Origin of the sequence: Gallibacterium salpingitidis (assembly GCF_001678495.1) — a bacterium.
GTDB classification, from domain to species: Bacteria; Pseudomonadota; Gammaproteobacteria; order Enterobacterales; family Pasteurellaceae; genus Gallibacterium; species Gallibacterium salpingitidis.
On sequence record NZ_JTJL01000002.1, the window covers coordinates 1 to 12659 of the forward strand.

Annotated in this window: 10 protein-coding genes; 2 read left to right on the plus strand and 8 right to left on the minus strand. The window is 37.7% G+C overall.

Going from position 1 to position 12659, the window contains the following annotated elements:
* Window positions 1-66: 66 nt before the first annotated feature.
* The 6 genes from QS62_RS00620 to QS62_RS00645 all read right to left on the minus strand — a co-directional run bounded on the left by QS62_RS00620 (window position 67) and on the right by QS62_RS00645 (window position 6238).
* Window positions 67-540 carry a C40 family peptidase gene (locus tag QS62_RS00620; RefSeq protein ID WP_066104470.1) on the minus strand — a complete coding sequence of 158 codons (474 nt, stop codon included), beginning with the start codon at window positions 538-540 and terminating at the stop codon, window positions 67-69.
* 99 nt (window positions 541-639) lie between these two features.
* The gene (locus tag QS62_RS00625; RefSeq protein ID WP_066104330.1) at window positions 640-936 is read right to left on the minus strand and encodes an integration host factor subunit alpha; all 297 of its coding nucleotides are present in this window, start codon (window positions 934-936) and stop codon (window positions 640-642) included.
* 3 nt (window positions 937-939) lie between these two features.
* A complete protein-coding gene (gene pheT, locus QS62_RS00630) occupies window positions 940-3327 on the minus strand; it encodes a phenylalanine--tRNA ligase subunit beta (RefSeq protein ID WP_066104333.1) in 2388 nt (795 codons plus the stop codon).
* Between the two features lie 21 nt (window positions 3328-3348).
* Window positions 3349-4332, minus strand: a complete 984-nt coding sequence (pheS, locus tag QS62_RS00635; protein ID WP_066104336.1) for a phenylalanine--tRNA ligase subunit alpha — start codon at window positions 4330-4332, stop codon at window positions 3349-3351.
* A 241-nt stretch (window positions 4333-4573) separates the two neighbouring features.
* Complete coding sequence (locus QS62_RS00640; RefSeq protein ID WP_066104339.1) at window positions 4574-5251, minus strand: TIGR01621 family pseudouridine synthase; 678 nt, start codon at window positions 5249-5251, stop codon at window positions 4574-4576.
* 3 nt (window positions 5252-5254) lie between these two features.
* A complete protein-coding gene (locus QS62_RS00645) occupies window positions 5255-6238 on the minus strand; it encodes an aldo/keto reductase (RefSeq protein WP_066104342.1) in 984 nt (327 codons plus the stop codon).
* Window positions 6239-6496: 258 nt separating this feature from the next.
* Between QS62_RS00645 and QS62_RS00650 the strand changes: the two genes are divergently transcribed.
* The gene (locus QS62_RS00650; protein ID WP_231923656.1) at window positions 6497-6793 is read left to right on the plus strand and encodes a DUF3861 domain-containing protein; all 297 of its coding nucleotides are present in this window, start codon (window positions 6497-6499) and stop codon (window positions 6791-6793) included.
* 221 nt (window positions 6794-7014) lie between these two features.
* Window positions 7015-8370, plus strand: a complete 1356-nt coding sequence (locus QS62_RS00655) for an L-cystine transporter (RefSeq protein WP_066104349.1) — start codon at window positions 7015-7017, stop codon at window positions 8368-8370.
* A 59-nt stretch (window positions 8371-8429) separates the two neighbouring features.
* On the opposite strand, the gene QS62_RS00660 is transcribed toward QS62_RS00655, so the two are convergent.
* A complete protein-coding gene (locus QS62_RS00660; protein ID WP_066104352.1) occupies window positions 8430-10937 on the minus strand; it encodes a glycogen/starch/alpha-glucan phosphorylase in 2508 nt (835 codons plus the stop codon).
* Between the two features lie 260 nt (window positions 10938-11197).
* Window positions 11198-12625, minus strand: a complete 1428-nt coding sequence (glgA, locus tag QS62_RS00670) for a glycogen synthase GlgA (protein ID WP_066104358.1) — start codon at window positions 12623-12625, stop codon at window positions 11198-11200.
* Between the last annotated feature and the right edge of the window lie 34 nt (window positions 12626-12659).

Genomic DNA, 12659 nt, shown 5'->3' on the forward strand with positions numbered 1-12659 from the left:
ACTTTTGTCTATTAGACCATTTTAATAAGAGTGTGTAAATTACACACTCTTCTATATCAAATCCAGTTATAAACGCCGTACCTGCCAGAAAGCCTTACTCCAATAAGGATTATCCAAAGAGGAATAAATGACACCGCCTGATGTAGAAGCATGTAAGAATTGATTATTTTTTACATAAATTCCTACATGATAGCCATTAGGGCCTCTACCGGTCTTAAAGAACACCAAATCGCCTGTCTGAATATCATCTAGTGGTACTTTTATACCAACTTGTGATTGTGCTGTCGTTGTTCTCGGTAATTGAATAGAAAAACGATCTGCAAAGGTACGCATCACAAAACCAGAACAATCAACACCACTGCGTGTATTGCCACCAATACGGTATGGTGTACGATACCACTCATGTTGTTGTTCGCTCAATTGTGCCATAGTATAAATCGGATCTGGCATTCGGCTGTGATAAGAACGGTGCTGATAGCTTGAGCAAGCTGCTAAACCTACCGCAACACTAATTATCACACTAGTTTTTATTGCAGATATCACTTTTACTAACACATCGTTTCTCCACGTTTTATCACTAAAATCATGTTGAAAAGAAAAAAGTATTCCCCTTGCTAGGGAAATACTTTTCTTTATGAATTAGCCTTTTGGTTTCGATTTCTCAACACGCGCCCGCAATTTTTGTCCAGCTTTAAACACGACAACACGACGTGCGGTAATAGGTACATACTCCCCTGTTTTTGGGTTTCTGCCTGGACGAGGGGTTTTATCGCGTAATTCAAAATTACCAAATCCAGAGAGTTTTACATCTTCACCAGCTTCTAAAGCAAGACGAATTTCTTCAAAAAATGACTCGACCAATGCTTTCGCATCATTTTTATTGAGGTCAAATTTATCAATTAAATTTTCAGCGAGTTCTACTTTTGTTAATGTCATAGATTAATCTCTCAAATAAGCATTTAACTTCTCTTTCAATGCAGACAACACGGCATTCACCACTGCTGAAATTTCCTCATCACTTAATGTTTTTTCTTTATCTTGCAACACTAAGCTGATTGCCAAACTTTTTGTTCCTTCTGCAACACCTGGGCCTTGATAAACATCAAATAAATTAATTTGTGTTAATTGTGCACCTGCAGCTTCACGACAAACGGCTAATACATCATCTGCTGCGATATTGTCAGCAACGATAATAGCGAGATCGCGACGATTTGCTGGGAAACGAGAAATTTCTTTGGCTTGAATTACATCTTTATGTGCAATCCGATTCCATAATACTTCAAACACAACAACTTTACCATTTAAATCAAGACGTTGTGCTACACGAGGGTGGATTGTACCAATGAAACCAATTTCTTCGCCATCAAGCATAATGGCTGCAGATTGTCCCGGATGTAATGCCGGATACGATTTTGCAACAAATTTAATATTTTTTCCAGCATTAGTCAGATCAAAAATACTCTCCAAATCACCTTTTAAATCAAAGAAATCAACGTTTTCTGATTTAATTGCCCAATGTTCTGCATGGCGAGTTCCTGTGATCACACCACCGAGAACAAATTCTTGACGCACGCCACTTTCCGCAGCACTATCTGGAATAAAGCGCAATCCAGCTTCAAATAGGCGAATACGAGATTGTTGACGATTTTGGTTATAAGCTACAGCACCAAGTAATCCGCTTAGTAAAGAAACACGCATTGCTGACATTTCAACAGAGATTGGATTTGGTAACACCAATGCTTCTTGTTGTGGATGCAACAATTGTTGTACTTTTGGATCGACAAAGCTATAAGTAATTGCTTCCTGATAATCATGTTCAACCAATGCTGTTTTAATACGGCTTAATGCAACATCTGCTTCTTTATGCTCACGCATCATTAAATGTGCTAATGGTGCATTATTTGGAATGGTGTTGTAACCATAAATACGTGCAACTTCTTCGATTAAGTCTTCTTCAATTTCAATATCAAAGCGCCAGCTAGTTGGAATAACTGTCCAAACATCATTAGCAAAACTAACTTGGAAACCTAAACGTTGGAAAATATCTGTTACAGTTTCAGTTGGAATAACGTGCCCTAATAGACTATCCAATTTTTCACGACGTAAAGTAACTGGTTTTAATTGCGGTAAATGTTTTTCATCTGCTACTTCACAAATTTCACCGACTTCACCACCACAAATTTCCACTAATAATGCTGTCGCACGTTCCATTGCATAACGTTGTAATTGGAAATCAACACCACGTTCAAAACGGTGTGAAGCATCAGTATGTAAACCATATTGTCTTGCACGACCAGTAATCGCTAATGGTGCAAAGAATGCTGATTCTAAAATTACATCTTTAGTATTTTCATTAACACCGCTTGCTTCACCGCCAAAAATACCCGCCATCGCTAGTGGGCCATTTTGGTCAGCAATTAATAAAGTGTTTTCTTTTAATTCTGCAGTTGAACCATCTAATAATACTAAGGTTTCTCCAGCTTTAGCCATTCTAACTTGCACAGGTTGCGCGACTTTGGCTGCATCAAAAGCGTGCATTGGTTGGCCTAATTCCAACAAAATATAGTTGGTAATATCAACAACAGGATCGATAGAACGAATGCCACAACGGCGTAATTTTTCTTGCATCCAAATTGGGGTTGCCGCTTTCACATTGACATTTTTCACAACACGTAATAAATAACGTGGGCAAGCTTCAGGTGCTTGTAATTCAATCGCTACTTTATCGCTAATTGTGGTTGTTACTGGTGCAAATTGTAGTTCATTCAATTCAGCTCTATTGACTACTGCCACTTCACGAGCTACACCACGAATACTTAAACAATCAGCACGATTTGGCGTTAAACTAATTTCAATTGCTTGATCGTTAAGATTGAAATATTCACGAATATCCATTCCTACTGGTGCATCTGCCGGTAATTCAATAATGCCAGAGCCATCAGCTGAAATTGCTAATTCAGCATAAGAACACAACATTCCTTCTGACGGTTGACCACGTAATTTTGCTTTCTTAATTTTGAAATCACCCGGTAATACCGCACCGACTTTTGCACAAGCTACTTTTAACCCTTTACGGCAATTTGGCGCACCGCAAACAATATCTAATAATTCACCTGTACCAACATCCACTTTGGTAACACGCAATTTATCGGCATCTGGGTGTTGCGCACACTCGACAACTTCACCAACCACCACATTACTAAATTCGCCTGCAACCGCTTCGACACCATCGACTTCTAAACCAAGCATAGTAATTTGGTCACATAATTGTTCAGTAGTAATTGCAGGGTTAACCCATTCTCTTAGCCATGATTCATTAAATTTCATTTAAATTCTCTCCCCTGCAAATTAGTTAAATTGTTTTAAGAAACGAAGATCATTTTCAAAGAAAGCACGTAAATCTGTCACGTTGTAACGAAGCATTGTTAAACGTTCTACGCCCATTCCTACCGCAAAACCAGAATATTCATTTGGATCAATACCAACATTGCGTAATACATTCGGATGCACCATACCGCAACCTAATACTTCTAGCCATTTACCATTTTTACGCATCACATCCACTTCTGCTGATGGTTCAGTAAATGGGAAATATGATGGGCGGAAACGTACTTGTAGATCTTCTTCAAAGAAATTACGTAAGAAATCGTGTAATAGACCTTTTAATTCGGTGAAATTTGCTTTTTTATCTACGAATAATAATTCGATTTGATGGAACATTGGAGTGTGAGTTTGGTCGTAATCGTTACGATAAACACGTCCCGGTGCAATAATACGAATTGGTGGACGTTGTTTCTCCATAGTACGAATTTGTACGCCAGATGTTTGAGTACGTAATAAACGCTCTGCATCAAACCAGAAGGTATCGTGATCGGCACGTGCTGGGTGGTGTGCTGGAATATTTAACGCATCAAAATTATAGTGATCGGTCTCAATTTCCGGTCCAGTTTCCACTGCAAAGCCTAATTCAGAGAAAAATTTCACTACACGTTCAATGGTTAAGGTCACTGGATGTAATCCACCATTTTCCAATTTGCGTCCTGGTAAGCTCACATCAATACGTTCTTTAGCTAATTTCGCATTGAGTTCTGCTTCTTCTAATTCCGCTTTTCGTGCATTTAATGCTGATTGTGCTGCTTGTTTAGCTTCATTAATTTTAGCCCCCATAGCTGGACGTTCGTCTGCTGGTACATCGCGTAAACCTTGCATTAATAAAGTGTAAGGTCCTTTTTTACCAAAGTACTCAACACGAATGGCTTCTAACGCTTTGCCGTCTTGAGCTGCTGCAATTGCCGCTAAGGCTTCAGCTGTGATCTGTTCTAGGTTTTGCATACCTTTCCTCTATGTTTCTGATATTTGATAAAACGTTTAAAAATGGTCATAAAAAAAGCCTCCATAATTAGGGAGGCTTGTCAGTTTAATTTTGGCAAGAATTTTTAGTTAAACCAATCGCCTCTTAGAAACTAAGAGTTAAAAAATCGAAAACTAAAAAACAACTTGCTCATATTTAAACTGGTTCAAATTTGGTTAAAAGTGCTGTAATGATAATACTAACCGCTTCAAAAATCACGCTTTATTCTCGCATTTCTGCAATTTCTTGTGCGAGCACCGAAGCAATTTGCTCTTTTACTGAATCATCACTGAAATGCCCCTCTTTTGGTGCAGATACACACTGAAAAAAACGGCCGCGAAAAGTAAAAGCTAACACTGCAGCGTGCAAATAACAACGATCAACCCTCTCTGTTTTATCACCATATAATGGGTCACCTAAAATTGGACTACCTAGGCTTTTCATTGCCACTCGTAATTGATGTGTTTTACCAGTTTGTGGTTTTAATACAAATAGGCGCAATTTACTTTCACAACTAACAGAATAAAAACGTGTGATTGCCGGTTGTGTTTGTGTAGGTGTTAATTTCCACATACCACGACGTGTTCGCACCATATCACCACGAATTACCCCTTGCTTTTTCTTCGGTTTTTCTCGTGTTAATGCTAAATAGATTTTTTGAATTTGATGTTCAGCAAATAATGTTGATAACTCCGCTGCCGCTTCTCGATTTAAAGCTAATAATAGTAATCCTGAAGTGCTTTTATCCAGTCGGTGTATCAACCAAACCTGCGCTACTTGTAATTGCTTTGCAACTAATGTTGTTAAGCCAATCTCAGTATCATCTTTATGAACACTCACGCCTTGTGGTTTATCAATAATGACAAAATCTTCTGTTTGATAAAGAATAGAAAAATTCATCAATTATTTTTTCCTTGGCACTGGAATTACACTTGCTAAAGCATGAGGTACATAAAGTTCTTCTAAATAAGTTGCATCTTCATCACTCAAGTCGAACTCTACTGCTTTTACCGCATCAAGAAAATGGTGAGTTTTAGTTGCCCCAACAATTGGTGCAGCAGCACCACGTTTAAAATGCCACGCTAGCGCAATTTCTGTCATTGAAACACCATAACGTTCTGCTAACTCCGCTACTCTTGCGACAATTGCTAAATCGCTCTCTTTAGTCTTATCATATTTTCCTTTTAAGCCTTTATCTAATGCCCAGCGTTTAGAATCACTTCCCCAATTGGCACGAGCAAGATGCCCTCCAGCTAGTGGCGAATATGGAATTCTGGAAACACCATATTGATCAGCAACAGGAATCAACTCTCTCTCATCTTCCCGATAAATCAAATTATGGTGATTTTGTAAGGTAGAAAATAATGTCCAGCCATTCTTCTCTGCAGCAATTTGCATATTATGAAATTGATAACCGTACATCGCAGATGCACCAATTGCTCTGACTTTTCCAGCAACAATTAACTGATGTAAGGTTTCCATTGTTTCTTCAATCGGTGTGTTGTAATCAAAACGATGGATTTGATAAAGATCGAGATAATCCGTACCAAGCCGTTGTAAAGTTCCATCAATCTCGCGATTAATCGCAGCCCGTGATAACGCACCTTCATTGTAAAATACTTTGGATGCCAAGACGACTTTCTCTCTAGCAACACCTAATTGTTTTAACGCTTTCCCTAGATACTCTTCACTAGTACCATGTGAATAGCAATTTGCAGTATCAAAAAAATTAACGCCGCACTCTAACGCTTGTTTAATCATCGCCGTCGTTTGTTCTTGATCCAATGTCCATAAATGGAAATCTTCGGATGGTTTTCCATAAGACATACAACCTACACAAATTTTTGATACTTCAATTTCTGTATTGCCTAATTTTACATATTTCATACTATCCTCACTTAACTTGGCAACGCACTCAATCCAGTTTGAGCGCAACTAGCATACTGCGCATTCCAAAGCGATGCTAGAAAATTTACGCTAGCGATTACAAAATCACTTGCATAGATTTTTCCAATTAAATCAAGCAATTTTTTTTGGCAAAATTTAATTTAAAAAGATTGCGATCTTGTAAACATTGCAGGATCATAACAAGGTAAAAATACTTTCTATTACTATGCAAATATTTATTTTTTATTAAAGGAGAACATGATGAAACAACATCAATATCAAATTACCGTAGATTATCTCGCTGATCATGAGGGGAATACAGTCAATCAACAGATTCAATTTAATGCCCCTAACCACGACAATATTTTCCGGATTATTGAATTAACCCAACAACGAGAAGGATTTACACCAGAAATGGCACAACGGTTTGCTGTAGGTTTAAAATTGATGACAGAAGTCGTTATGGAACATCGCGATAATCCACTCTTTAAAGAGCTCCGACCAATGATTACAGAAATGATGAAAGTGATTAAAGGAAAAAGCAGAAAAGAATAATTTCATCCTAATTTCCTTATTTTCCAATAAATCAATTCCATTCTAGTTTTCACTACACCAATAGAATGGAATTGTATTGAAACCATTTCATTAGTCATATCCCCAAACTCCTTATTTTTATTAGCCAATGTAACAAAAATATTAAAAATAATGGTTGTTATAATTTAAAAAACCTTTACATTAAGCGCTAATTCATTCTAAAACTTAGGAGTAATTATATAATGTTAAGTACTATCATTAATCTCATTGTCTTTATCGGTCTATTATGGCTGATCAAAGCCTATTTTAAACGCTCGGATAATCTTTCCCGTACAGTGCTAGTGGGGTTAATTATTGGGGTTATCTTTGGCGGTGTGTTACAGCTAATCTATCAAATTGACTCTCCGGTCTTAGCTGAAACCATTAATTGGATCAACATTGTCGGTAACGGTTATGTCCGTTTATTACAAATGATCGTAATGCCTTTAGTGTTAGTCTCTATCCTCTCCGCGATTTCTCGGTTACATGATGCTAGCTCACTCGGTAAAATCAGTTTTAGCGTACTTTCCATTCTCTTAATTACTACCGCAATTTCAGCGATTATCGGGATTGCGATGACCAATCTATTCCATCTTTCTGCAGAAGGTTTAACTTCTGGTGCACGCGAAATCGCTGCTAATGAGAAAGTATTAGGACGTGCGGCGCAACTTGATGGCTTAACCATTCCAAGTATGATCCTTTCGTTTATTCCGAAAAATCCATTTGCAGAATTAACAGGGGCAAATCCGACATCTATTATTAGTGTGGTAATTTTCTCCGCCTTTTTAGGTGTTGCGATTTTAAGTATTCGCAAAAAAGATCAAGCGTTATCAGAACGCATTGCCCAAGGCGTAGATACCTTAAATAAATTAGTGATGAGTTTAGTGCGTGTTGTCATTCGCCTTACTCCTTACGGTGTATTAGCGTTAATGACTAAGGTTGTAGCAACTTCAAGTTTAACCGATATTTTGAATTTAGCCGGTTTTGTAGTCGCCTCTTATTTAGCCATTATTTTGATGTTTATTGTTCATGGCTTATTACTGACATTGGTTAAGGTCAATCCACTTAGTTATTATCAAAAAGTTTCTCCAACGCTACTTTTTGCCTTCACCTCACGTTCTAGCGCCGCCACCATTCCTCTAAATATTGAAACACAAATCAACAAATTAGGTGTTTCTAGTGCGATTGCTAACTTCTCTGCCTCTTTTGGGGCAACAATTGGACAAAATGGTTGCGCAGGAATTTATCCGGCAATGTTAGCAGTGATGGTTGCGCCAACTGTGGGCATTGATCCAACTTCTATTCATTTTCTTACTACTTTAGTGCTTGTTGTCACTATCTCTTCATTTGGTATTGCAGGTGTTGGTGGTGGAGCAACCTTTGCAGCAATTATTGTACTATCAACAATGGGATTACCATTAACCTTAGTTGGTTTATTAATTTCTATTGAACCATTAATTGATATGGGACGTACTGCACTCAACGTGAACGGTGCGATGACAGCTGGCACAATTTCTAGCCGTTTATTAAGACAAACTAATGAAAGCTCAACTGCATAATGATGCATAAAAAAGGCAGTGTTAATACACTGCCTTCTCCTACCATATTTTAATCAAAGTTAAATTTTCTCTGGAAGTTCATCTTCAAATACGCAGTTTTCCGCTTCATAAACCTCTTTGTCATAGCTTAACAACGGCCCTACTTTCCAGATATTTTCTGCATAATCAATAATCGAACGGTCAGATGAGAAATACCCCATATTCGCAGTATTGATTAATGCTGATTTCGCCCACGCTTGTGGATTGCGATAATGCTGATCAACTTGTTTTTGAATTTCCACATAAGAACGGAAATCGGCCATTACTTGGTAGTAATCACTGAACAGATTTAATTCATTTTGATAACGCATTACATCTTGTGGTGAGAAACGACCAGAAGTAATTTGTTGCACAATTTCGTGTAATTGAGGATCTTTTTCAAAGAACTCAAACGGTGAATAACCTTTCGCACGCAATGCTTCCACTTGTTCAACGGTATTACCAAAAATAAAGACATTTTCTTGTCCTACCATATTCAAGATTTCTACATTCGCACCATCTAAAGTACCCACAGTTAATGCTCCGTTAAGAGCAAATTTCATATTGCTGGTACCTGACGCTTCTGTACCTGCTAATGAAATTTGTTCGGATAAATCAGCAGCAGGAATAATAATTTGCGCAAGACTTACGCCATAGTTAGGGATAAATACCACTTTAATTAAATCACGAATACGGCCATCATTATTGATAACATTCGCTACATCATTAATTAAATTGATGATTTTTTTAGCTGTATGGTAAGCACTTGCTGCTTTTCCAGCAAAGATGAATACACGTGGTGTCCAATCCGCATCTGGGTTTTGCAAGATTTGGTTATAACGATAAATAATGTGTAATACATTCAATAATTGACGTTTATATTCGTGAATACGTTTCACCTGTACGTCAAATAGCGCGTGTGGATTCACCTCAATACCAAGGTTAGTTTTAATGTAATCCGCTAAACGTTGTTTATTAGCAAATTTCACACGTTGGAAATCTTGCAAGAAGCTTTCATCATCAACAAATTGGTTTAATTTACTAAGCTCTTCTAAGTCTTTACGCCAACCTTTGCCAATACGACTGTCAATTAATGCAGATAAGCCCGGATTGGCGATTGCCAACCAACGACGTGGTGTTACACCGTTAGTCACATTAGTAAAGCGATCTGGATAAATCTTCGCAAAATCAGCAAAGATTGATTTTACCATCAAATCAGAGTGAATTTTTGCCACACCATTGATCTTATAAGAACCGATAACCGCTAACCACGCCATACGCACACGACGACCATTATCTTCATCGATAATAGACACACGACGGATAAGATCTTCACCATAACCTTGAGCACGTAAACCATTTAAGAAATATTCATTGATTTCTAAGATAATTTGTAAATGACGCGGCAAAATAGTACCAAGCATTTCAATTGGCCAAGTTTCTAATGCTTCACTCATTAAGGTATGGTTAGTGTAAGAGAAGATCTTACAACACATTTCCCATGCTTGTGTCCATTCATAACCATGTTCATCAATTAATAAACGCATTAATTCAGGGATTGCCAATACTGGGTGCGTATCATTTAAATGGATGGCGACTTTATCTGCTAAGTTGTCTAAGTTATCAAAAATATCAAGATGACGACGTAAAATGTCTTGTACTGAAGCAGAAGTTAAGAAATGTTCTTGGCGTAAACGTAATTCACGTCCCGCAGTAGTTGAATCATCTGGATATAACACACGTGATACGTTTTCAGAGAAATTTTGTTTCTCCATTGCCGCAAAATAATCACCGCGGTTAAAATCATTTAAGCTAAAGGCATCACTAGATTGCGCTGACCATAAACGTAAGGTATTGGCGATATCATTGTCATAACCAGGAATAAGTTGATCATAGCCTAATGCCACCACTTCATCTGATGGTTTCCAAATACACTTATTATTTTCATAATAAATTTGTCCACCAAAACGAATTGGAATTTTTTTACTTGGACGATTGTATTCCCAAGCGATATTTTGCGCTAACCAACCATCTGGTTTTTCCACTTGACGGCCATTTTCAATTTCTTGCTTAAACATACCGTAATCATAGCGAATGCCATAACCGGTAGCTGGGATACGTAAAGTGGCTAAACTATCTAAAAAACACGCCGCAAGACGACCTAAACCACCATTTCCTAAACCTGGATCTTCTTCCTGATTAAGAATAGCATCAAAATCTAAACCAAGTTCAGTAAAGGCTTGTTTCATCGCTTCATAGACATTCTCAGCAATCAGCGCATTACTAAACGCACGTCCCATTAAGAATTCCATAGAAAGATAGTAAACACGACGTGATTTTTCATGTTTAATCGCACGACGGGTATGTAAACGTGATTGTGCACTTAAATCACGCACTGTATAAAGCGCTGCATTTAACCAGTTAGTTAATTTTGCTTCTGATGGTTCACAGCATAAATTATAGATAAGTTTTGAAACAATGGTTGCTTTAAGGGATTCAACATCTCTGGCAGGTGCATTATAGGAAAATTTAATTTTATTTGATGGCATTTCTGATCTCCAACTTAAAAATGGAAAATTTTGCGGCGGGTATCCTATGTTATTTTGGCGATTTTTTCAATGAAAAACGCACACTATTTACACGAAAATCGCATAAATATTCATTATTTCATAATAATCAGAAGATTTTCTCCAACCGTAAGATTATGATTTTAAAAAACTTATTCACACAAAAGACAAAACACACAAAAAATAAATAGTGTATGTAAAATAACTTACACACACTATTTTAGAAAATAACAATGCGCCGGCTATTTGTTATACAACGCTAAATAACTTTTTGCTGCTTTTTGCCAGCTAAAATCTTGTTGCATTGCTGTTGATCTGATCAAGCTCCATTGACGCGGTTTTTGCCAAATTTCTAACATTTTATCTATCGCATAAAGGAAGCCATTTACATCAGCATGCAAGAATACAAATCCTGTTGCGCTCTTCTCTTTTTGCGTTTCTGGGGTTGTATCCACCACAGTATCTGCAAGTCCACCGGTAGCACGCACTAATGGTAACGTACCATATTTCAAACCATATAATTGTGTTAAACCACAAGGCTCAAAACGGCTTGGTACTAAAATAACGTCGCCGCCAGCAACCATACGATGTGATAACGCTTCATTATAGGTAATTTTTACCCCAATTTGCTGTGGATAAGCCGCCGCTAAATGACGTAAGCTCTCTTCAAAATGTGGTGCGCCCGAACCTAAAACAGCTAATTGGATACCTTTTTTCACCATTGCTTCAGCAGCAGCAATCACTAAATCAGCACCTTTTTGTTCTACTAAGCGAGTTACCATCACTAATAATGGTGCTTCTGCATTTTGTACTAAGCCAAATTCCGCTTGTAACTCCTCTTTATCTTTTTTCTTACCTTGCATTTTGCCGACTTTATAGGTTTTGGCGATATTAGTATCAGTGGCAGGATTCCACACTTGCTCATCAACCCCATTCAAAATGCCATGTAAACGTTGTTCTGCTGCTCTTGTTTGTAATAAACCTTCAAAGCCATAAGCCATTGCTGGATCGGTAATTTCTCGTGCATATGTTGGACTTACAGCTGTAATTTCATCAGCATAATAAAGTCCTGCTTTGAGGTAAGAAATTTGTCCATAAAATTCTAAGCCATCAACGTGGAAAAAATGATGAGGTAATTGCAAATCTGCCATATGGCGTGCATCAAATAAACCTGCGTAGGCTAAATTATGAATAGTGAAGATTTTTTTAACCGGTAAATTCCAAGCCATCGCATAAGCGCCAGCTAAACCAGCTTGCCAATCGTGCATATGCAATACATCAGCAGCGCCCCACCAAGTATCTGCACCGGCAGCTAATGCTGCACCTGTCCAACCAAGAATAGCAAAGCGTAAATAATTATCTGCATAATCTTGATAATATTCGTTGTGATATGGATTACCTTGACGATTGAATAGATGTGGCGCATTAATTAAATAGATACCAATTCCTTGATATTCAGCATGACGAATTTCAATATGTCCAGCAAAAGTAAATAGATGCAGTGAATGTTCATGTTGCAGCTTCTCTGCTACTGCTGGATACATAGGTAACACTACTCTGACATCCATTCCCTCTGCTTGCTGAGCAAATGGTAATGCACCCATTACATCAGCTAATCCGCCAGTTTTGATCAGAGGATAGAGTTCAGAACAGATATGAAGTACTTTCATTGTAAATTTAATCCTTACTTTTTAATGATGAAAT